The 24,315-nt window shown below is 66.8% G+C and carries 23 protein-coding genes; 11 read left to right on the forward strand and 12 right to left on the reverse strand.

Annotated features, from left to right (window positions below):
- Positions 1–51: 51 nt before the first annotated feature.
- Positions 52–2,226 carry a catalase/peroxidase HPI gene (gene katG, locus ACFQ2S_RS10770; protein WP_386074465.1) on the reverse strand — a complete coding sequence of 725 codons (2,175 nt, stop codon included), beginning with the start codon at positions 2,224–2,226 and terminating at the stop codon, positions 52–54.
- 211 nt (positions 2,227–2,437) lie between these two features.
- Here katG and ACFQ2S_RS10775 point away from each other — a divergent pair, with 211 nt between their 5' ends.
- Entirely contained in the window at positions 2,438–3,361 is a 924-nt protein-coding gene (locus ACFQ2S_RS10775; protein WP_386074466.1) for a hydrogen peroxide-inducible genes activator, read from the forward strand.
- Between the two features lie 6 nt (positions 3,362–3,367).
- On the opposite strand, the gene betA is transcribed toward ACFQ2S_RS10775, so the two are convergent.
- The 3 genes from betA to betI are packed head-to-tail and all read right to left on the reverse strand — an operon-like array spanning position 3,368 to position 7,118.
- Positions 3,368–5,026 (reverse strand): choline dehydrogenase, encoded by a 1,659-nt coding sequence (gene betA / locus ACFQ2S_RS10780; protein ID WP_386074591.1) that lies wholly within the window; start codon positions 5,024–5,026, stop codon positions 3,368–3,370.
- A 5-nt stretch (positions 5,027–5,031) separates the two neighbouring features.
- Positions 5,032–6,486, reverse strand: a complete 1,455-nt coding sequence (betB, locus tag ACFQ2S_RS10785; protein WP_386074467.1) for a betaine-aldehyde dehydrogenase — start codon at positions 6,484–6,486, stop codon at positions 5,032–5,034.
- Between the two features lie 14 nt (positions 6,487–6,500).
- Positions 6,501–7,118: a choline-binding transcriptional repressor BetI gene (gene betI / locus ACFQ2S_RS10790; protein ID WP_386074468.1), complete on the reverse strand. Its 618-nt coding sequence runs from the start codon at positions 7,116–7,118 to the stop codon at positions 6,501–6,503.
- A gap of 114 nt (positions 7,119–7,232) precedes the next feature.
- Between betI and choX the strand changes: the two genes are divergently transcribed.
- The 3 genes from choX (at position 7,233) to choV (ending at position 10,120) form a co-directional block, all read left to right on the forward strand.
- Positions 7,233–8,156 carry a choline ABC transporter substrate-binding protein gene (gene choX / locus ACFQ2S_RS10795; protein ID WP_386074469.1) on the forward strand — a complete coding sequence of 308 codons (924 nt, stop codon included), beginning with the start codon at positions 7,233–7,235 and terminating at the stop codon, positions 8,154–8,156.
- Between the two features lie 69 nt (positions 8,157–8,225).
- Positions 8,226–9,062, forward strand: coding sequence for a choline ABC transporter permease subunit (gene choW, locus ACFQ2S_RS10800; RefSeq protein WP_089234456.1), 837 nt, complete (start codon positions 8,226–8,228; stop codon positions 9,060–9,062).
- A complete protein-coding gene (choV, locus tag ACFQ2S_RS10805; protein WP_386074470.1) occupies positions 9,059–10,120 on the forward strand; it encodes a choline ABC transporter ATP-binding protein in 1,062 nt (353 codons plus the stop codon). Before choW ends, choV begins: the two co-directional genes overlap by 4 nt.
- Positions 10,121–10,184: 64 nt before the next feature.
- On the opposite strand, the gene ACFQ2S_RS10810 is transcribed toward choV, so the two are convergent.
- The 5 genes from ACFQ2S_RS10810 to guaD all read right to left on the reverse strand — a co-directional run bounded on the left by ACFQ2S_RS10810 (position 10,185) and on the right by guaD (position 15,453).
- Entirely contained in the window at positions 10,185–11,336 is a 1,152-nt protein-coding gene (locus ACFQ2S_RS10810) for a sodium ion-translocating decarboxylase subunit beta (RefSeq protein WP_386074471.1), read from the reverse strand.
- 16 nt (positions 11,337–11,352) lie between these two features.
- Positions 11,353–11,748 (reverse strand): biotin/lipoyl-containing protein, encoded by a 396-nt coding sequence (locus ACFQ2S_RS10815; RefSeq protein WP_386074472.1) that lies wholly within the window; start codon positions 11,746–11,748, stop codon positions 11,353–11,355.
- Entirely contained in the window at positions 11,745–12,167 is a 423-nt protein-coding gene (locus ACFQ2S_RS10820) for an OadG family transporter subunit (RefSeq protein ID WP_386074473.1), read from the reverse strand. Before ACFQ2S_RS10820 ends, ACFQ2S_RS10815 begins: the two co-directional genes overlap by 4 nt.
- Positions 12,168–12,181: 14 nt before the next feature.
- Complete coding sequence (locus ACFQ2S_RS10825) at positions 12,182–13,735, reverse strand: acyl-CoA carboxylase subunit beta (RefSeq protein ID WP_386074474.1); 1,554 nt, start codon at positions 13,733–13,735, stop codon at positions 12,182–12,184.
- Between the two features lie 341 nt (positions 13,736–14,076).
- Positions 14,077–15,453 carry a guanine deaminase gene (guaD, locus tag ACFQ2S_RS10830; RefSeq protein ID WP_386074475.1) on the reverse strand — a complete coding sequence of 459 codons (1,377 nt, stop codon included), beginning with the start codon at positions 15,451–15,453 and terminating at the stop codon, positions 14,077–14,079.
- A gap of 107 nt (positions 15,454–15,560) precedes the next feature.
- On the opposite strand from guaD, the gene mgtE reads away from it, so the two are divergent.
- From mgtE to ACFQ2S_RS10845, 3 genes are all read left to right on the forward strand, one after another.
- Positions 15,561–16,949 (forward strand): magnesium transporter, encoded by a 1,389-nt coding sequence (mgtE, locus tag ACFQ2S_RS10835; RefSeq protein WP_386074476.1) that lies wholly within the window; start codon positions 15,561–15,563, stop codon positions 16,947–16,949.
- 2 nt (positions 16,950–16,951) lie between these two features.
- Entirely contained in the window at positions 16,952–17,518 is a 567-nt protein-coding gene (locus ACFQ2S_RS10840) for a 5-formyltetrahydrofolate cyclo-ligase (protein ID WP_386074592.1), read from the forward strand.
- Between the two features lie 110 nt (positions 17,519–17,628).
- Positions 17,629–18,441 carry a TIGR00282 family metallophosphoesterase gene (locus tag ACFQ2S_RS10845; RefSeq protein ID WP_386074477.1) on the forward strand — a complete coding sequence of 271 codons (813 nt, stop codon included), beginning with the start codon at positions 17,629–17,631 and terminating at the stop codon, positions 18,439–18,441.
- 112 nt (positions 18,442–18,553) lie between these two features.
- Here the strand turns inward: ACFQ2S_RS10845 and ACFQ2S_RS10850 are convergent, their stop codons facing one another.
- A complete protein-coding gene (locus tag ACFQ2S_RS10850; protein WP_386074478.1) occupies positions 18,554–19,423 on the reverse strand; it encodes an S-methyl-5'-thioadenosine phosphorylase in 870 nt (289 codons plus the stop codon).
- A 114-nt stretch (positions 19,424–19,537) separates the two neighbouring features.
- Here ACFQ2S_RS10850 and ACFQ2S_RS10855 point away from each other — a divergent pair, with 114 nt between their 5' ends.
- From ACFQ2S_RS10855 to ACFQ2S_RS10865, 3 genes are all read left to right on the forward strand, one after another.
- Positions 19,538–20,140, forward strand: a complete 603-nt coding sequence (locus tag ACFQ2S_RS10855; protein ID WP_386074479.1) for a hypothetical protein — start codon at positions 19,538–19,540, stop codon at positions 20,138–20,140.
- A gap of 235 nt (positions 20,141–20,375) precedes the next feature.
- Positions 20,376–21,986, forward strand: a complete 1,611-nt coding sequence (locus ACFQ2S_RS10860) for a SulP family inorganic anion transporter (RefSeq protein ID WP_386074593.1) — start codon at positions 20,376–20,378, stop codon at positions 21,984–21,986.
- A 94-nt stretch (positions 21,987–22,080) separates the two neighbouring features.
- On the forward strand, positions 22,081–22,812 hold the full coding sequence (locus ACFQ2S_RS10865) for a DUF5765 domain-containing protein (RefSeq protein ID WP_386074480.1): 732 nt from the start codon (positions 22,081–22,083) through the stop codon (positions 22,810–22,812).
- A gap of 10 nt (positions 22,813–22,822) precedes the next feature.
- On the opposite strand, the gene ACFQ2S_RS10870 is transcribed toward ACFQ2S_RS10865, so the two are convergent.
- Positions 22,823–23,428: a flavin reductase family protein gene (locus ACFQ2S_RS10870; protein WP_386074481.1), complete on the reverse strand. Its 606-nt coding sequence runs from the start codon at positions 23,426–23,428 to the stop codon at positions 22,823–22,825.
- Between the two features lie 60 nt (positions 23,429–23,488).
- Here ACFQ2S_RS10870 and ACFQ2S_RS10875 point away from each other — a divergent pair, with 60 nt between their 5' ends.
- On the forward strand, positions 23,489–24,019 hold the full coding sequence (locus tag ACFQ2S_RS10875) for a GNAT family N-acetyltransferase (RefSeq protein WP_386074482.1): 531 nt from the start codon (positions 23,489–23,491) through the stop codon (positions 24,017–24,019).
- Here ACFQ2S_RS10875 and ACFQ2S_RS10880 read toward each other — a convergent pair.
- On the reverse strand, positions 23,998–24,300 hold the full coding sequence (locus ACFQ2S_RS10880; protein ID WP_386074483.1) for a hypothetical protein: 303 nt from the start codon (positions 24,298–24,300) through the stop codon (positions 23,998–24,000). The two genes, ACFQ2S_RS10875 and ACFQ2S_RS10880, sit on opposite strands and share 22 nt — an antisense overlap.
- Positions 24,301–24,315 lie beyond the last annotated feature (15 nt).

Consider the following 24,315-nt stretch of genomic DNA (forward strand, 5'->3'; position numbering starts at 1 on the left):
CTCCGGGTAGGGATGCCCCGCGCAGTCGTGGCGACCGCGCGGGGCGGGGGATCAGGCCAGATCGAAGCGATCGGCGTTCATCACCTTGGTCCAGGCGGCCACGAAGTCCGTCACGAACTTCTCGGCGGCGTCGTCCTGGGCATAGACCTCTGCGTAAGAGCGCAGGATCGAGTTCGAGCCGAAGACCAGGTCCATCCGGGTCGCCGTCCACTTCACCGCGTCGGTCTTGCGATCGCGGATCTCGTAGGTGCCCTTGCCGGCCGGCTTCCAGACATTGGCCATGTCCGTCAGGTTGACGAAGAAGTCGGTGGTCAGCGCGCCTTCGCGGTCGGTGAAGACGCCGTGCTTGGTGCCGCCGTGGTTGGTGCCCATCATCCGCATCCCGCCGACCAGTACGGTCATCTCGGGGGCGGTCAGGCCCATCAACTGGGTGCGGTCGAGCATCAGCTCCTCGGGGCTGACCACGTAGTCCTTCTTCATCCAGTTCCGGTAGCCATCGGCAAGCGGCTCCAGCGGTTCGAAGGACTCGGCATCGGTCATCTCGTCGGTCGCGTCACCGCGGCCCGGCGCGAAGGGCACCTCGATGTCGAAGCCCGCGGCCTTCGCCGCCTGCTCCACGCCGAGGTTGCCGGCCAGCACGATCACGTCGGCGATGCTCGCACCGGACTCGGCGGCAATCGGCTCGAGGACGGAGAGCACGCGGGCCAGACGCTCGGGCTCGTTGCCTTCCCAGTCCTTCTGCGGAGCCAGCCGGATGCGGGCGCCGTTGGCGCCGCCGCGCTTGTCGGAGCCACGGAAGGTGCGCGCGCTGTCCCAGGCGGTGGCGACCATGTCGCCCATGCTCAGGCCGCTGGCCGCGATCTTCGCCTTGACCGCCGCGACGTCATAACCTGTCGGGCCGGCCGGGATTGGATCCTGCCAGATCAGGTCTTCCGCGGGCACGTCGGGGCCGATGTAGCAGGCCTTGGGGCCCATGTCGCGGTGGGTCAGCTTGAACCAGGCGCGCGCGAAGGTGTCCTTGAAATACTCCGGATCGGCCATGAACTTCTGGCAGATCTCGTTGTAGATTGGGTCAACCTTCATCGCCATGTCGGCGTCGGTCATCATCGGGTTGTGACGCTGGGTAGGGTCGCTGGCGTCGACCGGCTTGTCCTCTTCCTTGATATCGACCGGCTCCCACTGCCAGGCGCCCGCGGGCGACTTGCGCAGCTCCCACTCGTGGCCGAACAGCATCTCGAAGAAGCCCATGTCGAACTTGGTCGGCTCGCTGGTCCATGCGCCCTCGAGGCCGGAGGTCACGGCATTGGCCGCCTTGCCGCCCATGTTCGGGTTTTCCCAGCCCATGCCCTGCGCCTCGACGCCGGCGGCTTCCGGATCGGCGCCCAGCAGGGCTGCGTCACCGTTGCCGTGGGTCTTGCCGACGGTGTGGCCACCGGCGGTCAGCGCCGCGGTCTCCTCGTCGTTCATGGCCATCCGGGCAAAGGTCTCGCGCACCTGCGCGGCGGTCTTCATCGGGTCGGGCTTGCCGTTCACCCCCTCGGGGTTCACGTAGATCAGGCCCATCTGCACCGCGGCGAGCGGGTTTTCCATGGTCGCGGGGTTCGCCACGTCGTCATAGCGCTCGTCGGACGGCGCGAGCCATTCCTTCTCGGCACCCCAGTAGATGTCGATCTCGGGATGCCAGATGTCCTCGCGCCCGAAGGCGAAGCCGAACGTCTTCAGGCCCATCGACTCATAGGCGATGTTGCCGGCCAGGATCATCAGGTCGGCCCAGCTGATCTTGTTACCGTACTTCTTCTTGATCGGCCACAGCAGGCGGCGGGCCTTGTCGAGGCTGACGTTGTCGGGCCAGGAGTTCAGCGGGGCGAAGCGCTGGTTGCCGGTGCCGCCGCCGCCACGGCCGTCGGCGAGGCGGTAGGAGCCGGCCGAGTGCCAGGCCATGCGGATCATCAGGCCGCCGTAATGGCCCCAGTCCGCCGGCCACCATTCCTGGCTGTCGGTCATCAGCGCGTGCAGGTCTTTCTTCAGCGCCTCGACGTCCAGGTCCTTCAGCGCCTCACGATAGCTGAAGTCCTTGCCCATCGGGTTGGTCTTGGTGTCGTGCTGGTGCAGGATCTCGAGGTTGAGCGCGTTGGGCCACCAGCTCATGACCGACTTACCGCTGGCAGTGTTGCTGCCGTGCATGACCGGGCACTTGCCGCCCGATTCCATATCGTTTCCGTCCATTTCAAGGTTCCTCTGTGCTGTGCAGCTTCGGCGGGGATCTCAGGCAATGACAGGGGCGCGCCTCAGCCGGGAATGGCTGCGCTGTGGCCCGGTCGATTTGCCTTCCTGATCCCCCGGAACTGCGTGGCTTGTTCCAATCGCAGCCATCCAATAGCAGCCGTCGACGATAAAGTGTAATTGCATTTTCTAACCGATGTCATAAGTGGAGGTTATGAATGGATTGTCGATGAAACACCTGCGCTACTTCGAGGCGCTGGCCCGTCACGGACACTTCGGGCGCGCCGCCGAGGATTGTTCGATTACCCAGCCCGCACTCTCGGTTCAGGTGCGGGAACTGGAGGAGTTGATCGGTGCGCCGCTTGTGGAGCGCGGCGGGCGGCAGACCCGTCTGACCGGCCTCGGCGAGGAGTTCGCGGCAAGAGCGCGGGATATCCTGCGCGCCGTGGACGACCTGCGCGACCTGGCCCGCGCCTCGCAAGGCCCGCTCGCCGGCCGGCTGCGAATCGGTGTGATCCCGACTGTCGCGCCCTACCTGCTGCCGCGGCTGATCGGCGATCTCTCCGCGGCCTATCCCGGGCTCGACCTGCGCCCGCGGGAGGCAATCACCGGGACGCTGGTGTCCGACATCCTCGAAGCGCGACTGGATGCGGCGATCATCGCGCTGCCGATCTCGGAGCCGGTGCTGCAGGAGGTCGCGTTGTTCGAGGAGGAATTCGTGCTCGTGCGGCCGCTGGAGGATGCGGACAAGCTGGTCCCGAAGCCCGAGATGCTGCAGCAGATGCGCCTCCTGCTGCTGGAGGAGGGGCATTGCTTCCGCGACCAGGCGCTGTCCTTCTGCAAGCTCTCCACCTCGGCGCCGCGGGAGTTGATGGAGGGCAGCTCGCTGTCGACGCTGGTGCAAATGGTCGGGGCGGGCATCGGGGTGACCCTGATCCCTGAAATGGCCGTGCCGATCGAGACCCGCTCGGCCGCCGTGTCGCTGGCGCGGCTCGGGCAGCCGCGCCCGACGCGCACCATCGGCATGGTCTGGCGCAAGTCGAACCCGCTGTCGGACCAGCTCCGCCAGGTCGCCTCCATCGTCCGGCAGGCCGGGACCGCGAGCCGGGAGGACGCCTCGCCGCTCGCCGGCGCCTGAAGCGGCCTAGCGCTGCGCGATCTGCCAGTGCGGGTGGATCCAGGGCGCGACGTTCTCCGGCGCCATCGGGGTGCGCCCAAGGATATGATCGGCCGCCTTCTCACCCACCATGATCGAGGGTCCGTTGAGGTTGCCGTTGGTGATCCGGGGAAAGATCGAGCTGTCGGCGAGCCGGAGGCCCTCCACGCCGATCACCCGCGTTTCCGGGTCGACCACCGCCATCGGATCGTCGCGCCGTCCCATCCGGCAGGTGCCGCAGGGGTGATAGGCGCTCTCGGCATGCTCGCGAATGAACCCGTCGAGCTCGTCATCGCTTTGCAGCGCAGCGCCCGGCTGGATCTCGGATTTCACGAAGGGCGCGAAGGCCTCCTGCGCGAAAATCTCCCGCGTGAGGCGGATGCAGGCGCGGAAATCCTCCCAGTCCTGCTCGGTGGACATGTAGTTGAAGAAGATCCGCGGCGGCTCCTTGGGATCGGCGGACCGCAACGTGACCGCGCCGCGCGAGGGGCTGCGCATCGGGCCGACATGGGCCTGGAACCCGTGCCCCTCCGCCGCCGCCCTGCCGTCGTAGCGCACGGCGATGGGCAGGAAGTGATACTGGATGTCCGGGTAGCGGACGCCGGGCCGGGAGCGGATGAAGGCCGCGCTCTCGAACTGGTTGGAGGCGCCGAGGCCCCGGCCCGTCAGCAGCCATTGTGCCCCGATCAGCCCCTTTCCGAACAGGTTCCAGTACTTGTAGAGCGTGATCGGCTGTTTCGACGCCATCTGGAGATAGACCTCCAGGTGATCCTGCAGGTTCTGCCCGACGCCCGGGCGGTCGGCCACGGGGGTGATGCCGTGCTCGGCCAGATGCGCCGCCGGGCCGATGCCGGAGAGCATCAGCAGCTTGGGCGAGTTGATCGAGGAGGCGGCGACGATCACCTCGCGCTCGGCCCGGATGGTCTCGACCCGGCCGCCCCGCTCGATTTCGACGCCCACGGCGCGGCCTTCCTCGATCATGAGACGAAGCGCGAGGCCGCGGATCAGCTCGCAGTTCTGGCGCTTCAGGGCCGGGCGGAGATAGGCATTGGCGGTGGACCACCGACGGCCTTTCCAGACCGTCTGTTCCATCGGGCCGAAGCCCTCCTGCTTCTCGCCGTTATAGTCGTCCGTGACCTCGTAGCCCGCCTGCAGGCCCGCCTGCACGAAGGCGTCGAACAGCGGGTTCGCCCGCTCGCCCCGGGTGACGTGCAGCGGGCCGTCGTGGCCGCGCCATGCCTCGTCGCCCCCGTGGCCGCCATCGTGCCAGCTCTCCATCCGCTTGAAATAGGGCAGCACGTCGGCAAAGGCCCAGCCATCCGCGCCGCTTTCGGCCCAGTGGTCGTAGTCGCAGGCATGGCCGCGCACATAGACCATGCCGTTGATCGAGGAGGAGCCGCCGATCACCTTGCCGCGCGGCGTGGCGAGGCTGCGGCCGCCGAGGTGCGGCTCCGGCTCGCTTTTGAAGCCCCAGTCATAGACCGGCATGTTCATCGGATAGGACAGCGCCGCCGGCATCTGGATGAACGGCCCGCGGTCGCTGCCGCCGTGCTCGATCACCAGCACGCGCTTGCCGGCCTCGGCCAGCCGGTATGCGATGGCGCAGCCAGCCGACCCTGCGCCGACGACCACATATTCCGCCTGCATGGACATCAGAACGGCGCCTCCACGCCGTTCATCGCGACATGGATGGTCTTGACCTCGCTGTAATGGGCGATGGCCTCCTTGGAGTTCTCCCGCCCGACGCCGGAGGCTTTGACCCCGCCGAAGGGCGCTTCCACGGGTGCAAGGTTGTATGTGTTGATGTAGCAGGTCCCGGCTTCCAGCCGCGCCACGACGCGGTGTGCGCGGGTGAGGTCATTGGTGAAGACACCGCCGGCCAGCCCGAACTCGGTGGCGTTCGCGCGTCCGATCACCTCCTCTTCGTCGTCGAACTCGAGCAGCGACAGGACGGGGCCGAAGATCTCCTCGCGGGCGATGGTCATCTCGTCGGTGACGCCGGCAAAGACGGTGGGCTCGAGGAAGAAGCCCGGGCCGGGCTGCCGCTTGCCGCCATAAGCAAGCGACGCGCCCTCCTCGATGCCCTTGGCGATGTATCGCTTCACGATGGAGAGCTGCGCCTCGGAGACCATCGGGCCGAAATTGGTGGCCTCGTCGAGCGGGTCGCCGAGCTTCGCGGTCGAGAGCCGTTCGCAGAGGCGGGCGAGGAAGGCGTCCCGGATCCCCTTCTGCACAAAGACCCGCGTGCCGTTGGAGCAGACCTGCCCGGAGGAGTAGAAATTGCCGAGGATCGCGCCGCTCACGGCGTCGTCGAGGGTCGCGTCGTCGAAGACGATCAGCGGGGACTTGCCGCCGAGTTCCATCGTGACGTGCTTCATCCCCGCCGCCGCGGCCGCATAGACCTTGCGGCCCGTGGGCACGGAGCCGGTGAGGGAGACCTTGGCGACACGTGGGTCGTTGACCAGCGCAGCTCCCACATCGCCCAGGCCCTGCACCACGTTGAAGACGCCGGGAGGCGCGCCGGCTTCGGTCAGGATCTCGGCGATCTTGAGGGCGCAGAGCGGCGTGGTCTCGGACGGCTTGAACACCATCGTGTTGCCGCAGGCGAGCGCCGGGGCGGCCTTCCAGCAGGCGATCTGGGTGGGGTAGTTCCAGGCGCCGATGCCGACGCAGACACCGAGCGCCTGCCGGATCGTATAGACGAAATCGCCGCCGGGCTGGGGGATGTATTCGCCGGCAAGGCTCGCGGCGAGGCCGCCGAAATACTCCAGCGCATCGGCGCCCGAGGTCGCATCGGCGACCAGCGTTTCCTGCAGCGGCTTGCCGGTGTCGTAGGTCTCGAGGATCGACAGCTCCCGGTTGCGGTCCCGGATGATGTCCGCGGCGCGGCGGAGGATGCGGCCGCGTTCCATGCCCGTCATCGCCGCCCATTCCGGCTGTGCCCGGCGGGCGCTTGCGAGCGCGCGTTCCACCATTTCCGGCGTGGCCGAGTGGACCCGGCCGATGATCTCGCCGGTCGCGGGATAGATGATGTCGATGGCCGTGCCGGCTGCGTCCTCGGCGTAGCTGCCGTCGATGTAATGGCTGGCTGTGGGGGCGGTGGTCATGGGGAAACTTTCGGTCAGATGTCTGGGCTGGTGCCGGGCAGCGGCGTGGAGGTGCCGAGCGCGGCCAGTTCGGTATCGAGCGCCCGCAGGACTTCGGCGGTGGCGCCGGTCCCGGTGGTCAGGTCGGTCTTCAGGGCGTGACGCAGGTAGAGCCCGTCGATCAGCGCGGCGATGTGGGCAGCGACCTTCGGCGCGGTGTCGCCGACAAGCGGGCGCAGGTCGTGCACGAGGTTCGAGTGGAGCCGCCGGTGGTAGACCGACAGCAACCGCTGCGCGCCGGGGGCAATCTGGGCCAGGACGTAGAAGTTCATCCAGGCGGCGATGGTCTCCTGCTGGAACTTCTCGGCGGTGAACCCGGCGCGGACGATCGCCTCGAGCCGCGCGCGCGGTCCGTCGGCAACGGCGAGCCCCTCGCGGACCTGCGTGCCGTAAAGCGAAAGCATGTGCCGCATAGCGCCGAGGAAAAGCTGCTCCTTGTTGCCGAAGTAGTGATGCGCCAGTGCCGCCGATACGCCGGCCCGCTTGGCGATCTGGCTGACGGTGACATCGAGGGTTCCGGAGGCGCCGATTTCATGGATCGCGGCCTCGACCAGCGCGGCGCGTCTGATGGGCTCCATTCCGATCCTGGGCATAGCCGGTCCCTGGCTCCAAGGTTATGGTTGAAACACGGGAGAGAATAGAAGAAGCTTGATTGACTCGTCAATCAACAACGCTCGATCGAACACGCCAACAGGGGAGACCGAACCATGAAGAAGACGATGCTGCTTGCCACGATCGCGATCTCGGCAGGGACCTTTGCCCACGCCGCCTGCGAAACCGTGACCTTTTCGGATGTCGGCTGGACCGACATCACCGCCACCACCGCCGCAACGACCGTCGTGCTGGAAGCGCTCGGCTACGAGACCGACATCAAGGTCCTCTCCGTGCCGGTGACCTATACCTCGATGGCAGAGGGCGACATCGACGTGTTCCTCGGCAACTGGATGCCGACGATGGAGGCCGACATCGCCCCGTATCGCGAGGCCGGCACCGTGGACACCGTGCGCGAGAACCTCAGCGGCGCGAAGTACACGCTGGCCGTGAACAAGGCGGCGATGGATCTCGGGATCAAAGATTTCGCCGATATTGCTGCCCATGAAGAGGCGCTCGAAGGCGAGATCTACGGCATCGAGCCGGGCAACGACGGTAACCGCCTGATCCAGTCGATGATCGACGCCGACGCCTTCGGGCTCTCCGGCTTCGAGGTCAAGGAAAGCTCCGAGCAGGGGATGCTGGCGCAGGTGGAGCGGGCGACGAAACGGGATGAGCCCATCGTCTTTCTCGGCTGGGAACCCCACCCGATGAACGCCAATTTCGACATGGGCTACCTGACCGGCGGCGACGATTTCTTCGGTCCGGACCTCGGCGGCGCCTCGGTCTTCACCAACACCCGCGCCGGTTATGTCGGCGAATGCGAGAACGTGGGCAAGCTGCTCTCCAACCTCGTTTTCAGCCTCGAGATGGAGAACGAGATCATGGGCGCGATACTCGACGGCGGCGAGGAACCCGCGGATGCGGCCACCGCCTGGCTCGCGGCCAACCCGGATGTCTTCACGGCCTGGCTCGATGGCGTGACCACGCTCGACGGCGGCGACGCGGTCGCGGCCGTGAAGGCCGCCCTGGGGATGTAACCCGGACGCACCGGCCCCGGCATTTTGTCGGGGCCATTCTTTCCCACGACACGGAGGAGCAGGGCACGCATGGACTGGCTGACCGACAACAAGATCCCGGTGGGAAAGGTGGCCTCCGACGTCTTCGACTGGCTGCAACTGCATGGCGAGTGGTTCTTCGACGGCCTGTCGGACATGCTGGAGGCGCTGATCGACGGCATTCTGTATGTCCTGCAGACCCCGCCGCCACTGGCTGTTGTGCTCGGTTTCGTCGCCCTGACGTTCCTGCTGCAGCGCAACTGGAAGACCTGCCTGTTTGTCTTCCTCGGGTTTCTGTTCATCCTCAACCAGGGATACTGGGAGGAGACGACGGAAAGCCTGACGCTCGTGCTGTCGGCTTGCGTCGTCTGCATGGCGATCGGGGTGCCCATTGGCATCGTCGCGGCGCATCACCCGCGGTTCTACACCTATCTGCGCCCGGTTCTGGACCTGATGCAGACCTTGCCGACCTTTGTCTACCTGATCCCCGCGATCGTCTTTTTCGGGATCGGCATGGTGCCCGGACTGATCGCCACGGTCGTTTTCGTTCTGCCGGCGCCGATCCGGCTGACGCATCTGGGGGTATCGCGGACACCCAAGCCGCTTCTCGAGGCGGCGACTGCCTTTGGCGCGACGCCGACGCAGACGCTTCTGAAGGTCGAGCTGCCTTATGCCTATCCGCAGATCATGGCCGGGCTGAACCAGACCATCATGCTGTCGCTCTCGATGGTGGTGATCGCGGCGCTGGTCGGCGCCGACGGGCTCGGCGTGCCGGTGGTGCGCGCGCTCAACCAGGTGAACACCGGGCTCGGCTTCGAATCCGGCTTCGTGATCGTGGTCGTTGCAATCATGCTCGACAGGGTGCTGCAGACCGGGAGGCGGGGATGAGCGCGGCTGTTACGTTCGACAACGTCTCCATCGTCTTTGGCGACCGGCCGGAGGTGGCGCTGCCGCTGATGGATGCGGGCAAGTCGCGCGCCGATATCCAGGCGGAGACCGACCAGGTGCTGGGCGTGCACAATTGCTCGCTGGAGGTCGCGCAGGGGGAGATCCTGGTGCTTATGGGCCTGTCCGGCTCGGGCAAATCCACGCTGCTGAGATCTGTCAACGGGCTCAACCCCGTTGTTCGTGGCCAAGTCACCATCCGGGACGGTGACTGGAGCTCGGAGGTGGTCGGCGCCTCCGCGGCGGACCTGCGCCGCATCCGCCGCGAATGCGTCGCGATGGTGTTCCAGCAATTCGGCCTGCTGCCCTGGCGCAGCGTGCGGGAAAATGTCGGGCTCGGGCTGGAATTGGCCGGAATGCCGCGCGCCGAGCGGGCGGCCAAGGTCGAGGAACAGCTCGAACTCGTGGGCTTGAGCGACTGGGCCGACAACAAGGTGAGCGAGCTCTCCGGCGGGATGCAGCAGCGGGTGGGGTTGGCGCGGGCCTTTGCCACTGAAGCGCCGATCCTGCTGATGGACGAACCGTTCTCCGCACTCGACCCGCTGATCCGCAATCACCTGCAGGAGGAGTTGCTGGAGTTGCAGGAGCGGCTGCACCGGACGATCATCTTCGTCAGCCACGACCTGGACGAGGCCTTCCGGCTGGGCAACCGCATCGCGATCATGGAGGGCGGACGGATCGTTCAGTGCGGCACGCCGCAGGAGATCTTCTCCAACCCTGCCAACGACTACGTGGCCGACTTCGTGGCCCATATGAACCCGCTCGGCGTGTTGCGGGCCCGAGATGTGATGGAACCGGCTGTGGGCGACGCCTCCGGCCCGCGTATCGCGGCAAGGACGCCGGTGGAAGAGGTGATGCGGATCCTTCTTGATGGCCCCGATACAATCGCTGTCGAGGACGACGGGAAGGTGATCGGCCAGGTGACCAAGGACACGGTGCTGCGCCGCGTGCTCGACCCGCGCGACGGCCAGACCACCGGCGAGAGCCATTGGCAGGGCTGACCTGAAACGGACACCGCCCGCCTCCGGGGGAGGCGGGCGGCGCGTCTTCCGGAGTGGTAGGGTGTCAGCCGGCGTACCAGGCGATGAAGTACCCCGCGACCACGGCGGTGCCGATCACACCGGCGACGTTCGGGCCCATCGCATGCATCAGCAGGAAGTTACCCGGATCGGCGCGCTGTCCTTCGACCTGGCTCACCCGAGCGGCCATGGGAACGGCGGAGACGCCGGCCGAACCGATCAGCGGATTGATCTTGTTCTTGCTGACGAGGTTCATCGCCTTGGCCATCAGCACACCGCAGGCAGTGGCGATGCCGAAAGCGATCACGCCGAGCCCGAGGATCTTCATCGTGTCGAAGTTCAGGAACCGTTCGCCGGTCATCGTAATGCCGACGGAGGTGCCAAGGAAGATCGTGACGATGTTGATCAGCTCGTTCTGGGCGGCCTTGGTCAGGCGTTCCGTCACGAGACTCTCGCGCAGGAAGTTGCCCAGCATCAGCATCCCGATCAGCGCCGCCGCGGCGGGGACAAGCAGGATGACGACGATGGTGACCATTCCGGCAAAGATCAGCTTCTCCAGACGCGACACGGTGCGCAGGGACTTCATGCGGATCTTGCGCTCTTCCTCGGTGGTCAGCGCGCGCATGATCGGAGGCTGCAGCATCGGCACCAGCGCCATGTAGCTGTAGGCGGCCACGGCGATCGGCGCGAGCAGGTGCGGCGCCAGCTTGTTGGCGAGGAAGATCGAGGTCGGGCCGTCCGCACCGCCGATGATCCCGATGGCGCCGGCTTCCATCGGCGAGAAGCCGATGATCGTGGCGCCGAGGAAGGTCGCGAAGACCCCGAACTGTGCCGCCGCGCCGAGCAGCAGGGTGCGTGGGTTGGCGATCAGCGGCCCGAAGTCGGTGAGAGCGCCAACGCCGAGGAAGATCAGCGGCGGGAAGATCTCGTATTCCACACCCTTGGAGATGTAGTAGTAGAGGCCGCCCGGGTGGTCGCCCACCGGCGCGTTGATAAGGCCCTCGGTGGGCAGGTTGGCCAGCAGCGCCCCGAATGCGATCGGGATCAGCAGCAGCGGTTCGAATTTCTTGTAGACCCCCAGGTAGAACAGCCCGGCGATGATCACCCACATCACGACCATCTGGCCCGTGACGTCATTGATGGCGGTCAGCTGCCAGAGCTGCTCGAGCTTGGAGGTCTCCGATACGGTGCCTTCCATCGAAGGAGCCCCCCAATCAGGATAGGGTTACAAGGACCTGTCCCTCGGTCACGGTGGAGCCGGGGGTCACGTTGATGGCGGCGACGGTGCCGTCCTGTGGCGCGCCGATGTTGGTGTTCATCTTCATCGCTTCGAGCACCAGCAGGCTGTCGCCGGATTTCACCGCCTGGCCGACGGTGACATCGACGCTGACGACAGTGCCGGCCAGCGGGCTGGCGACATCGCCGGGGCCGGCGGCGGCGGCCGGTGCGGCAGCGACAGGGGCCGGAGCCGGCGCTGCGGCCGGGCGCGGGGCTGGGGCCGGGGCTGCGGCCGGTGCGGCTGCCGCCGGGGCGGCGGTGGCGCCCGCGTCGAGGTCCTCGACCGTCACGTCATAGGCGACGCCTTCCACAGTGATCCGCAAGCGCTTCATTGCTTCTGTCCTCTCAGAATATTGGGGGTCTCGCCGCCAAGCGTGGGCCGGGTCGGACCCCAGTCCTTGCGAATGCGGCGGCTCGAGAAGGTCTCGATCCGGCCTTCAAGCGGCCAGTTGGAGACCAGATGTGCAGGTGCCGCGACATGGGTCACGCGATACCCGGCGCCCAGCGTATGGGCCACGGCCGCCGCGATGGCGGCTAGGTGATGTGGGGGAACGCCTGCCGCCACCGGGGCGGCGGGCGACGCAGGGATGGTGGCGGCGGCCTTGGCGGCGGCATCGGCCGCCGCCTTCTCGCGTGCCTTGTCGGCGCGGATGAAGAAGCTGCCCACCAGGGCGCAAGCGCCCCAGATCGCCGCCAGGACCATCATTACCACGGCAAAGCCGGTGCCGATCAGTTCCAGATTGTCGATCATGCTCTGGCCTCCGCCTACAGGGGAATGTTGCCGTGCTTCTTCGGCGGCCGGGTCTCGCGCTTCGACATCAGGCCGCGCAGGGTGAGCGCCAGGGAGCTGCGGGTCTGCCGCGGCTGGATGATGTCATGGACGAAGAGCTCTCCGGCCGAGAGATAGGGCGTCGCGAACTCGGCGCGATACTCGTCTGCCAGTTCCTTGGCCTTGGCGGCCCGGTCCTCGGCTTCCTTAAGTTCCTTGCGGTAGAGGATGTTCACCGCGCCCTCAGCGCCCATCACGGCGATCTCGGCGGTCGGCCAGGCCAGAACCCGGTCCGCCCCCATGTCCTGGCTGCACATGGCGAGATACGCACCGCCGTAGGCCTTGCGCATGATCACCGTGATCTTCGGGACCGTGGCAGAAGCATAGGCGAACAGCATCTTGGCGCCGTGCCGGATGATGCCGCGCCGCTCTTCGTTGACGCCGGGCAGGAAGCCCGGAACATCGACCAGGGTGACGAGCGGGATGTTGAAGACGTTGCAGAAACGCACGAACCGCGCCGCCTTGTCGGAGGCGTCGATGTCGAGCGTGCCGGCCTTCACTGTCGGCTGGTTGGAGACGAAGCCCACCACGATGCCGCCGATCCGGCCGAAGCCGATCACGATGTTGGCCGCGAAGCTTTCCATCACCTCCATGAAATCGCCGCCGTCGGCGATCTGCCGGATCACCACCCGGCAGTCGAAGGGCATCTTGGGGTCTTCGGGGACCAGTTCGTCCAGCGTCGGATCCTCCTCGACCGAGAGATCCGCCTCGATCTTGTGCGGCGGGTCCATCATGTTGTTAGACGGCAGGAACGACAGCAGACGGTGCACGATTGCCACGGCGTGGGCGTCGTCCTCGGCGATGAAATGGATGTTGCCCGACACGCTGGCGTGGGCCTGTGCCGAACCGATCTCGTCCATCGTCGTGACCTGGCCGGTCACCGAGCGGATCACCTCTGGCCCGCAGATGAACATCTGCGCGTTCTCGCGGGTCATAATCAGGAAATCGGTGAGCGCCGGGCTGTAGGCCGCGCCGCCGGCGCAGGGGCCGGCGATGACCGAGATCTGCGGCACCACGCCCGAGAGCTGAACGTTCCGGTAGAACACCTGCCCGTAGGCCGAGAGCGAGCCGACGCCCTCCTGGATGCGCGCCCCGCCGGAATCGTTGAAGCCGACGACCGGGATGCCGGCCTTCACCGCGTGGTCGAGCACATGGCAGATCTTCTTGGCGTGGATCTCGCCCAGCGAGCCGCCGGCGACGCCGAAATCCTGGCTGAAGGCTGCGACGGGCCGACCGTCGATGAAGCCGGAGCCGGCGATCACGCCATCGGTGGGGATGGATTTCTTCTCCATGCCGAAGTGACGGGTCTTGTGCTGCGCGTGCAGGCCGAATTCCTGGAACGTCCCTTTGGTGTAGAGCTCGTCCAGCCGTTCGCGCGCGGTCATGCGCCCCTTGGCATGTCGGTCCTCGGCCTTGGCCGCCCCGCCGCCTTCGAGCGCGATGGCGCGCCGTCTCTCCAACTCGTCCGCAAGAGCTTTGGAAATCGCCATGGTCATACTGCTTTGTTAGGGCCGCAGCCGGGAAGGAAGCGGCGTTACCCGAGCGGATGGCCGAACCGTCCTCCCGGCGGGAAGTCGTCGTTCGCGCGGAACCCCGGAATCGCCTCGGCGATCTCGGGAAACCGACCCGCAATCACGATTTCCCTGGACGCCGCGAGTAAACTCCCATCTGGCCTCGATATAAAGCCCAAAGGTCATGCAAATACGGACCGCTCGGTATGAGCGAGATGCGTGCAAAAGAGGCGTTTTGCCGCGATTTCAGCCCTTTTCCGCGGTTTTGGGTGCTGTTTTGCCGCAGTTTGGCGGAATCGGCGTTAGCGGCTCCGCACCGCTCACGCGCCGCCCGGAAGCCCGAGGCTGTCCGCGATCAGAGGGCTCACAGGGCGGCTGTGCTGGTCCGGCGGGGTGCCGCCTGCCGTCAACTGGGCTCCCGCGACATAGACCGCCGCGATGGCGCGATCGTCACCCATCATGATGGTCGGGAAGACCGCTTCCCAGATCGTCTCTGAACGGGCGTGCCGCTGTGCGATGGCGGGGGTGGAGGCGAGATCGAGCACCACGAGGTCGGCGTCCGAGCCGGGTGCAAGCGTGCCGATCCTGTCGTCCATGCGCATCGCCCGGGCCGAGCCGGCGGTGGCGAGCCACAGCAGTTGCGCCGGGTGCAGCGCGGTGCCGGAGAGCTGCCCGATCTCGTAGGCCGAAGCCATGGTGTGCAGCATCGAAAAGGACGAACCGCCGCCCGTGTCGGTCGCAAGCCCTACGCGCTGGCCCTCGGCCATGGCGCGTGCAGTGTCGAAGAGGCCCGATCCGATGAAGGTATTGGAGGTCGGGCAATGGATCAGCGCCGCGCCGTGATCGCGCAGCCTGGCGCGCTCGCTGTCGGTCAGCCAGATCGCATGACCGAACATCGCGCCCTCGCGCAGCAACCCGTGCGCCTCGTAGGTGTCGAGATAGTCGCGACGGTGCGGGTGCAGGTCGCGGACCCAGTCGACCTCGTCGGTCTGCTCGCTCAGGTGGGTCTGCATCGGGCAGTCGGGGTGCTCGGCCCAGAGCGCGCCGAGCGCCTCCAGCTGCTCCGGCGTGGAGGTCGGAGAGAAGCGCGGCGTGATCGCATAGACCGCGCGCCCCTGGCCGTGCCAGGTCTCCAGCAAAGCCTTGCTCTCGTCATGCGCCGTCTGCGCATCGTCCCGCAGTCCGTCCGGGGCGTTGCGGTCCATGCAGGTGCGCCCCGCGACCACCGCCATGTTGCGGGCCTCGGCGGCCGCGAAGAACGCCTCGACCGAGGAGGGGTGGATGGTGCAGAAGCTCGCCACCGAGGTCGTGCCGTGAGAGACCATCAGGTCGAGATAGCGATCGGCGATCTCGGCCGCATAGGCCGGGTCGCCGAACCGCATTTCCTCAGGGAAGGTGTAGCTGTTGAGCCAGTCGATCAGCCGCTTGCCCCAGGAGGCGATGATCGCCGTCTGCGGGTAATGGGCGTGCGAGTCGACGAAGCCCGGCAGGATCAGCCCATCGCCATGGTCGATCACCCGCGCCTGCGGGGCGGCGGCGCGCAGGCCGTCGGCATCGCCGGTCGCCGCGATCTTGCCGTTCTCGACCAGGATGCCGCCGCGGCGCAGATAACGGGCCGCCTCATCCGGTGGGACGTCGAACGGGTTTGCGTGGAGATCGAGGATCTGGCCGAGCACGAGTGTGGAGGGTTCGTTCATGGATCCAACCTAGGTGTCCGCCGCCGGCCCCGCAACGCCGATCGGCAGGTTGCACCGGCTGTATGCAGGCTTATGCTGCAGCCGAACAGGATGGAAGGGGGCTTGGGATGGCGGAAGACACCGTCGAACCTGCAGCACGCGAGGACGAAGGGTATGCCCTGCAGCGCGACCGGGTCGAGCAGGTCCTGCTCGCGATCAACGCGGGCGATTCCGCGCGTCTCGGCAAGCTGCTGGACGAAATGCACCCCGCCGACGTCGCCGACCTCATGGAGCAGGTGGGCGACAAGACGCGGCAGCTGCTGCTGCGTTTCTGGGGCCGTGACATCGACGGCGAGATCCTGTCGGAACTCGACGAGGGCGTGCGCGCCGAGGTTATCGAGTCGCTTCCCGATTCGGTGCTGAGCGAAGCCGTCCTCGATCTCGAGTCGGACGACATCGTCGACCTCGTCGAGGACCTGGAGGACGACCGGAAGGACATCGTCCTGGGCTCGCTGCCCGCCGCCGAGCGGATCGCGGTCGAACAGGCGCTGAGCTGGCCCGAATATTCCGCCGGCCGACTGATGCAGCGCGAGGTGGTCTCGGCGCCCGAGCACTGGACGGTGGGCCAGGCCATCGACTTCCTGCGCCGGGAGGACGCCCGCCTGCCGGACCAGTTCTACCACGTCATTCTCGTCGATCCGACGATGACACCAACGGGCTACGTCACGTTGGGCAAGCTGCTGTCCTCCCCGCGGAAGCTGCCGCTGAAATCGATCACCGAGCATTCGTTCCGCACGGTCCCGGTGGACATGGACGAGGGCGAGGTCGCCTATGCGTTCAACCAGTACCACCTGATCTCCGTTCCGGTGGTCGACCACGACGACCGCCTCGTGGGCGTGATCACGATCGACGACGCGATGGCGGTGCTCGATGACGAGCACGAGGAGGACATCCTGCTGCTTGCCGGTGTCGCCGAAGACAGCTCGCTCTCCGACAGCGCGATGGAAACGACGAAACTGCGCCTTCCCTGGCTGGCGGTGAACCTCGCGACGGCCATTCTCGCCTCGCTGGTGATCGCGCTCTTCGACGATGTGATCGCCGAGGTCGTGGCGCTGGCGGTGCTGATGCCGATCGTGGCCTCGATGGGCGGCAACGCGGGCACCCAGTCGCTGACGGTCGCGGTGCGGGCCATCGCCACCAAGGACCTCACCGGCTCCAACGTCTGGCGCGTGGTCGGACGGGAACTCGTGGTGGGACTGCTGAACGGGCTGGTGTTCGCCGTCGTGATGGGGATCGTGGCCCTGCTCTGGTTCGGCTCCGGCCAGATCGGCGCGGTGATCGCGGTCGCCATGGTGGTAAACCTCGCGGTGGCGGCGCTAGCGGGCATCCTTGTGCCGGTGACGATGGAGAAGCTGGGCGTCGACCCGGCGCTTGCCTCGGGCACCTTCGTCACCACGGTTACGGATGTGGTGGGCTTTTTCGCCTTCCTCGGCCTCGCCGCCGTCGTTTTGTTGTGACGCTGAGCGTCGTGGAGCTAAAGGCACAAGCGCGGCGCGACGCGATGGTGCGGCGGGCCGAGGCCCATGCAGCCCATCGGGAGTCGGCGTCGGACGCACTGACGCGGGCTCTCGGGAGCCTCCGGGAGCAGGTCATCTCCGGCTACCTCCCGATCCGCACCGAGGCCGACCCGCTGCCCGCGATGAAAGCGCTTGCCGGCGCCAACCGGATCTGCGTGCCGGTGATCCAGGGGCCGGGGCAGCCGCTTGTCTTCAAGGAATGGCGGCCGGGATGTGCGCTGGAGGAAGGCCCTTTCCGGGTGATGGTGCCGCGCGATGGCGACTGGCTGGTGCCGAAAGTGCTGATCGTACCGCTGCTGGCCTTCGATCCGCGATTCCATCGGCTGGGCTATGGCGGAGGGTTCTACGACCGGACGCTCGAGTCCCTGCGTGCCGCCGGGCCGATCCGGGCGGTGGGCTTTGCCTATGGCGCGCAACGCGTCGAAGCGCTGCCGCCGGAGCCGACCGACCAGCCGCTCGACGAGGTCGTGACCGAGGCGGGGGCGGTTCCCCTCGCACCTCGACGCTGACGCGTCTCGCCGCTTTGGGGCCGGGCGCGCCTTCGGCGCGCGGGCAAGCGGAGGTCGGGCGTATCGCGCATGCCCTTGTGAAGCCCCGCCCGGAGGCCTAGGGAAGACGCATGCGGATACTCTTTCTCGGCGATGTGATGGGGCGGTCCGGGCGCAGCGCGGTCGCGGAACGCCTGCCCCGGATGCGCCTCGACTGGAAACTGGATTTCGTCGTGGTGAACGGCGAGAACGCGACCTCGGGCATGGGCCTGTCCGGCGCCCACGCCAAGGCGCTGCTGGACGCCGGCGCAGATTGTGTGACGTTGGGCGATCATGCCTTCGACCAGAAGGACATGCTCCAGTTCATCGAGACGGAGCCGCGGATCCTGCGGCCGATGAACTTCGCCAAGGACGCTCCCGGACGCGGCGCGGCGGTGTTCCGCACGGCCAGCGGGCGCCGGGTGCTTGTGGCGCAGGTCCTCGGACAGGTCTTCATGAAACGGCCCTTCGCCGATCCGTTTTCCGCCCTCGACCAGGTGCTCCGTTCGCATCCGCGTGGTGGCCAGGTGGCGGCCAGCCTGATCGATATCCATTGCGAGGCCACGAGCGAGAAGATGGGGGTCGGTCATTTCTGTGATGGCCGGGCGAGCGTTGTCGTCGGCACCCATACCCATGTGCCCACCAGCGACGCCCAGATCCTGCCGGGTGGCACCGCCTTCCAGAGCGATGCCGGCATGTGCGGCGACTACAACAGTGTGATCGGGATGGAAAAGACCGAGCCGATGCGCCGCTTCGTGACCGGCATGCCCAAAGCGCGGTTCACGCCGGCGCTTGGGGAGGCGACGGTCAGCGGGCTCTATGTCGAGACCGACGATGCCACCGGCAAGGCCACCCGCGTCGAGATGATACGCCAGGGCGGCAGGCTCGCACCTGCCGGGCCCTGACGCGCCGCGGGCCTTGCCCGCGGCCCGGCCCAACTGGAGGAGTGGCATCCCCGGATGCCGTGACGACGGGCGGGAGCCCCCGGCGTCATCCTTGCGCTCAGAACGGGGTGCCTCAGAGGATCCGCCCGGCCACCGCATCGAGCCGCGCCACGAGGGCCGGATCGCGTTTCTCCGGCGCGGTCATGATCGCGTATTCCAGCGCCCGGTCGCAGCCATGCGGGCAGGGCAGGCGTTCGGCGCCCAACAGGGCCGGCAGACGGGCCACCATGCCGCGCGCCTTCTCGGCATTGCCCATCAATGTCTTGATGATCTGTGTCACGTCCACTTCGCCGTGGTCGGGGTGCCAGGAATCGTAATCCGTCACCATGGCCACGGAGGCGTAGCAGAGCTCCGCCTCCCGGGCGAGCTTGGCCTCCGGCATGTTGGTCATGCCGATGACATCGCAACCCCATTGCTCGCGGTAGATCCGCGACTCGGCGAGCGTCGAGAACTGCGGCCCCTCCATCGCCAGGTAGGTGCCGCCCTGGTGGACGGTGATCCCCTGCGCCTGCGCCGCCTCGAAACAGGCCGCGCCGAGGCGGGGGCAGGTGGGGTGGGCGGCGCTCACATGCGCCACGCAACCCGGGCCGAAGAAGCTCTTCTCGCGGGCGAAAGTCCGGTCGACGAACTGGTCGACCATCACGAAATCGCCCGGCGCCATCTCCTCGCGAAACGAGCCGCAGGCGGAGACCGAGATTACGTCGGTCACGCCGAGCCGTTTCAGTGCGTCGACATTGGCCCGGTAGGGGACGGACGAGGGCGAATGGACATGGCCGCGGCCGTGTCTCGGCAGAAAGGCCATTGCGACGCCGCCGACCCGGCCGGTCAGGATCTCGTCCGACGGAGCGCCCCACGGGGTGTCGACGCTCTGCCACGCCGCGTCCTCGAGCCCTTCGAACTCGTAGAGCCCGCTGCCTCCGATCACGCCGATCATAGTCTCCATCTTAACGCTCCGATAACATCCATGTCCGGGGCGGAGCCTATGACAGCAATCCGGGCGTGGAAAGCTCCTGAAATCTCCGCACTTTCGCCCGATTGCAGGGGCAACCTCCGCCGCATGTGGGTATTTCGTACAATCGTTCTTGTTCCGCGGCCCGACCTCGCAGGGATTGCCCCCTGCCTCGCGCTGCTCGCAGTTTTCGCTGCCTTCAACGGGCGCGACGTCCTGGCTTTCGGCCAGCCGGTCGAGCCCCTGAATATCGCCGTCGCGACGGCGCTGTTTGTCTTCCTGATGCGCAACATCCTGCTCTTCCGCCGCGAGGTCCTTCCGGTGGACGTGTCGGTCGGCTGGGGTGTCGGCGGTATTCTCGCGCCGTTGGTCCTGTTCGCGCCCTCGCCCGAGGTCGTGCAGCAGGGCGTTTCCATTCTGCTGCTTGGTCTGGCGCTCGGAATCCTCGTGGTGCTGCGTTTCGCACCGGACCTGACTGACCGAATCCCCTCGATCTGGTCCGGCAGCGGGCAGGGGGCGTCCGACGCGCTGTTGATCGTGGCGGTCTCCCTTGCGCTGCGGGCGGTCGGGGCCTGGCTTCTCGTCGTGGCCGGAGAGCCGGCGCTGTGGGTGCTTTTCGTCTCGGTCGGAGGCATCGCCGCGGACTTCCTGACGAACTGGATCATCTTGTTGTATCTCTTTGTGAATCGCCACAACGAGCGTCAGCCGTGACACCGGAAGGGAAATCTGGTATGCAATTTTTGCATAGCGGCCTCCCGTTAGGGTTGCTTCTGAAAGTCGCAGGTCTCTGGTAACGCCAGCACCGAACCGCGTTGCCCCCGCGCGCCATTGGCGCTGCCGAGACGGGCGATGCCCCGCCGACCGGATTGCCGGTCGCGCCAAGCTGGCGGGCCTTCCTGGTCCGCCCGATGTTTTTTGAAAGAGGCACCTCTTGACCCGAACCATTATGGCAGCCCTGGCTGACAGCAACTACCTTGCGCAGTTCTCCGCCGGAGAACGGGACGGATCCACCCATCTGCGCACCGAGATCCTGTCGGGTCTGACCGTGGCGCTCGCGCTGGTGCCGGAAGCGGTCGCCTTTGCCTTCGTCGCCGGGGTGCATCCGCTGGTCGGTCTCTACGCGGCCTTCATCGTCGGACTTATCACCGCGCTGATCGGCGGCCGTCCGGGCATGATCTCGGGCGCCACGGGCGCTCTTGCGGTGGTCATGGTCAGCCTGGTGGCCGAGCATGGGGTCGAGTACCTGTTCGCGGCCGTCGTGCTGATGGGGATCATCCAGATCCTCGCCGGCATCTTCCGGCTGGGCAAGTTCATGCGGCTGGTCCCGCATCCGGTGATGCTCGGCTTCGTCAACGGGCTCGCCATCGTCATCTTCCTCGCGCAGCTCAGCCAGTTCCAGGTGCCGGGCACGGCCGAGGCATCGGGGCACGGCATGTCGGGCGGCGAGTGGCTGACCGGCTGGCCGCTTGTGGTCATGCTCGCCCTGGTCGCGCTGACGATGGCCATCATCTGGGCCATGCCGAAGCTCACCAACGCCTTTCCGGCGCCGCTGGCGGGCATTGCCATTGTGGCGGGCATCGTCATCGCCTTCGGCATCGACGTACCTCGGGTTGGCGACATGGCCTCGATCGAGGGTGGCCTGCCGCAGTTCCACATTCCCATGGTGCCGTTCACCTGGGAAACCCTGCAGATCATCCTGCCCTATGCGCTGATCCTCGCCGCCATCGGCCTGCTGGAAAGCCTGCTGACGCTGAACCTCGTCAGCGAGATCGTACACGAGCGCGGCGGCGCCAGCCAGGAATGCGTGGCGCAGGGCCTTGCCAACACGGTGACCGGGTTCTTCGGCGGCATGGGCGGCTGCGCGATGATCGGCCAGTCGATGATCAACGTGAAGTCCGGCGGCCGCACCCGGCTCTCCGGCGTGTCGGCAGCGCTGTTCCTGCTGTCATTCATCCTGTTTGCCGCGCCGCTGATCGAGCAGATCCCGTTGGCCGCGCTCGTAGGGGTGATGTTCATGGTGGTCATCGGCACTTTTGCCTGGAAGTCTCTGACCATCATGCGCAAGGTGCCCCGCACTGATGCGGTGGTGATCGTGCTCGTCACCGTGGTGACGGTGGCGACCGACCTCGCGACTGCCGTTGTCGTTGGCGTGATCGTCTCGGCGCTCGCCTATGCCTGGCAGAACGCTTCCCGCATCCACGCGAAAAGCTACGTCACGCCGGAGGGCGCCAAGGTCTATCAGGTCCAGGGGCCACTGTTCTTCGGCTCCGTCGAGGGATTCGGAGAGATCTTCGACCCGGCGAACGATCCGGGCCGCGTCGTGGTGGACTTCGCCGAGAGCCGGGTGGCCGACCAGTCCGCGCTCACCGCCATCGAAGCGCTGGCGACGAAATACGAGAATGCCGGAAAGAAGCTGGAGCTGCGCCACCTGAGCCACGATTGCCACCAGCTGCTGAAGAAGGCCGGCCAGCTCATGGTCGATTCCGACGACGACCCGGATTACGCGATCGCCGCCAACTACCAGGTTCGGACCGGCGTGCTGCACGCCGGCCACTGAGGTGGCCCGCGGGAGCCCTTGGGCTCCTGCCCCCTTCACGGTGGGGGCATTCCGGGGCTAGGCTGGTCCGGCAGGAAGACCCCGGAGGCCCGCGATGTGCTGGAACGCGTCGGCGTCGGTGGCCATGGTCGTGGTTGGCAGTGCCGCCGCGACCCTGGCCTGGAGCCGCAACGAGCCTCTCGCGATCTGGGGCACGCTGGCCTATTTCACGGTGATGGAAGCCCTTCAGGCCACCGGCTACACGGTCGTGGATCAATGCGGGCTGCCAACGAACCGGGGGCTGACGCTCCTCTCCTACATGCATATCGCCTTCCAGCCACTGGTGCTGAACGCCTTCGCGATGCAGATCGCACCGCAGCCTGTTCCGCCCCGTCTGCGGCGGTGGATCTTTGTCGCTGCAGGGGGGGCAACGCTCCTGATGCTTGGCCGGCTGCTGCCCTGGGAGGCGCTCGGAGGCTGCAGGCCGGGTGTCGACGTCATGTGCGGCACGCGCCTCTGCCTGGTTTCGGGCGAGTGGCATATCGGGTGGGAGCTGCCGCTGACCGCACAGGTCCAGCCGCTGGCGTTCATTCCCGGGTTCGAGGTCCAGTTCCCGGCCTATCTCGTGGCGGTCTTCCTGTTTCCGCTGCTCTACGGCGCATGGCGCTTCGTGTTGCTGCACGCGCTGGCCGGTCCGGTGCTGGCCATGCTCACCACCAGCGACCCGCGCGAAATGCCGGCCGTCTGGTGCCTGTTCTCCATCGGCATTCTGCTGATCGTGCTCAGCCCGAAAGTGCGCTACAGTGTGATGCGGGCCAACCGCCCGGTATCTCTGGCGCGGACCTGACCGACGGGCGTCACTCGCCCGGGCGCTTCATCGTGAAAACTTCGGCGACGTGGGTGAAGTCGCGATACCCGAGGCGGGCGAGGGGCTGGTAGCGCGTCACGTCGAAGATGCCGTCTCGCAGGCAATCGTCGCGCAGGTGAATGCCGGTCACCTCGCCGAAGGCGGCGAGGTTGTTGCTTCCGCCAAGCTCGACGATCTGGGTCAGACGGCATTCCAGCGTGGCGGGTGCATTGGCGACGCGGGAGCAGGGGATGGTCTCGCACTCCGCGCGCTCGATGCCGGCCATCTCGGCTTCGTCGACGTCCTTGTCCCAGGGGCCGGAGGTGAGGTTCATCACCTCGCGCTGCGCGTATTCCACGATGTTCACCGCAAAGACGCCGGTGTCGCGGATGTTGGACAGCGTGTCCTTGGTGCCCTCCCGGTCGTGTTTCTTGCCAGTTGTTGCGAACATCACCTGCGGCGGCGAATAGGCCACGGCATTGAAGAAGGAATAGGGCGCGAGGTTTTCCGACCCGTCCGCCCCGCGCGTCGAGATCCATGCGATCGGGCGCGGCGAAACGATGGCACTGAAAGGGTTGTGCGGCAGGCCGTGGCCGTCCTTTGGGCGGTAGAACATGTCTGGAGTCTCCTCTGCGACTGGTCTAACGCTGCACCGGTACCGTTTCCAGCATGAATGATGGGCAGGACTGTGCAAGAGGTGAACCTTACACAGGAGCAGGCGGCGGACTGGTGGGAGGTCGAAGCGCTCTTCGACCTTTGCTTCGCTCCGGGACGGGAGGCCCTCTCCTCCTATCGCCTGCGCGACGGTGTCGCCCCGGTCTCACAGCTTTGCCTGCTGGCGCGCGAGAACGGTATCCTGGCCGGTGCGATCCGGGTCTGGCCGGTGCGCGTCGCGGGGCGTCCGGTGGCGCTGATCGGGCCGGTCGCGGTGCACCCGACGCACCAGGGCGAAGGGCTCGGCGGCATGCTGATCCGCGAAGTGATCGACCGCGCGCACCATATCGGCTGGGAGCGGCTGATGCTGGTGGGAGACGCGCCTTACTATGGGCGGTTCGGTTTCACCCGGCTCGACGGCGTGGAGATGCCCCCGCCGACCAATCCGGACAGGGTGCTTGGCATCGGCGACTGGGACGGCATCAGCGGTAAGGTGCTGCGGGTCGCCGGCGCCAACACGCCGCCGGCGCATCAGGGTTTCAAGTTGTCGTAACCGTAGTGCGGACGGGTGCCGGTGCGGCGGGATTCGGCCTCGATGGTCTCGCAGACCCGATCGATCGAGCCCCACTGCACCGGGGATTCTCCCGCGAGACGGCGGTTGCGGCGCAGGACCGAGCGGATGAGGTCGATCTGGTCGGCGGGCAGGTGCCAGCAGACGGTGCTGTCCTCGCCCGCTTCGGGCGGGATATAGCCGCGCCAGGCGATGCGCTCCAGAACCTGGCGCGCCGTCTCGCTGCGGCTCCTCGGTATTTCGATCTCAAGAATGTTGGTCATTGCAATTTAATGCCC

This window comes from Tropicimonas aquimaris, from assembly GCF_042676185.1.
Taxonomy (GTDB): Bacteria; Pseudomonadota; Alphaproteobacteria; order Rhodobacterales; family Rhodobacteraceae; genus Tropicimonas; species Tropicimonas aquimaris.

Bases quoted from the DNA above. Each gene is read 5' to 3' on its own strand.
- ACFQ2S_RS10815 (WP_386074472.1), bottom strand. From the start codon at position 11,748: ATGAAGCGCTTGCGGATCACTGTGGAAGGCGTCGCCTATGACGTGACG.
- choW (WP_089234456.1), top strand. From the start codon at position 8,226: ATGGACTGGCTGACCGACAACAAGATCCCGGTGGGAAAGGTGGCCTCC.
- choX (WP_386074469.1), top strand. From the start codon at position 7,233: ATGAAGAAGACGATGCTGCTTGCCACGATCGCGATCTCGGCAGGGACC.
- choV (WP_386074470.1), top strand. From the start codon at position 9,059: ATGAGCGCGGCTGTTACGTTCGACAACGTCTCCATCGTCTTTGGCGAC.
- ACFQ2S_RS10850 (WP_386074478.1), bottom strand. From the start codon at position 19,423: ATGGAGACTATGATCGGCGTGATCGGAGGCAGCGGGCTCTACGAGTTC.
- ACFQ2S_RS10845 (WP_386074477.1), top strand. From the start codon at position 17,629: ATGCGGATACTCTTTCTCGGCGATGTGATGGGGCGGTCCGGGCGCAGC.
- ACFQ2S_RS10825 (WP_386074474.1), bottom strand. From the start codon at position 13,735: ATGGCGATTTCCAAAGCTCTTGCGGACGAGTTGGAGAGACGGCGCGCC.
- betI (WP_386074468.1), bottom strand. From the start codon at position 7,118: ATGCCCAGGATCGGAATGGAGCCCATCAGACGCGCCGCGCTGGTCGAG.
- betA (WP_386074591.1), bottom strand. From the start codon at position 5,026: ATGCAGGCGGAATATGTGGTCGTCGGCGCAGGGTCGGCTGGCTGCGCC.
- ACFQ2S_RS10820 (WP_386074473.1), bottom strand. From the start codon at position 12,167: ATGATCGACAATCTGGAACTGATCGGCACCGGCTTTGCCGTGGTAATG.
- ACFQ2S_RS10860 (WP_386074593.1), top strand. From the start codon at position 20,376: ATGGCAGCCCTGGCTGACAGCAACTACCTTGCGCAGTTCTCCGCCGGA.
- ACFQ2S_RS10865 (WP_386074480.1), top strand. From the start codon at position 22,081: ATGTGCTGGAACGCGTCGGCGTCGGTGGCCATGGTCGTGGTTGGCAGT.
- betB (WP_386074467.1), bottom strand. From the start codon at position 6,486: ATGACCACCGCCCCCACAGCCAGCCATTACATCGACGGCAGCTACGCC.
- mgtE (WP_386074476.1), top strand. From the start codon at position 15,561: ATGGCGGAAGACACCGTCGAACCTGCAGCACGCGAGGACGAAGGGTAT.
- ACFQ2S_RS10880 (WP_386074483.1), bottom strand. From the start codon at position 24,300: ATGACCAACATTCTTGAGATCGAAATACCGAGGAGCCGCAGCGAGACG.
- ACFQ2S_RS10855 (WP_386074479.1), top strand. From the start codon at position 19,538: ATGTGGGTATTTCGTACAATCGTTCTTGTTCCGCGGCCCGACCTCGCA.
- ACFQ2S_RS10775 (WP_386074466.1), top strand. From the start codon at position 2,438: ATGAATGGATTGTCGATGAAACACCTGCGCTACTTCGAGGCGCTGGCC.
- ACFQ2S_RS10810 (WP_386074471.1), bottom strand. From the start codon at position 11,336: ATGGAAGGCACCGTATCGGAGACCTCCAAGCTCGAGCAGCTCTGGCAG.
- guaD (WP_386074475.1), bottom strand. From the start codon at position 15,453: ATGAACGAACCCTCCACACTCGTGCTCGGCCAGATCCTCGATCTCCAC.
- katG (WP_386074465.1), bottom strand. From the start codon at position 2,226: ATGGACGGAAACGATATGGAATCGGGCGGCAAGTGCCCGGTCATGCAC.
- ACFQ2S_RS10870 (WP_386074481.1), bottom strand. From the start codon at position 23,428: ATGTTCTACCGCCCAAAGGACGGCCACGGCCTGCCGCACAACCCTTTC.
- ACFQ2S_RS10875 (WP_386074482.1), top strand. From the start codon at position 23,489: ATGGGCAGGACTGTGCAAGAGGTGAACCTTACACAGGAGCAGGCGGCG.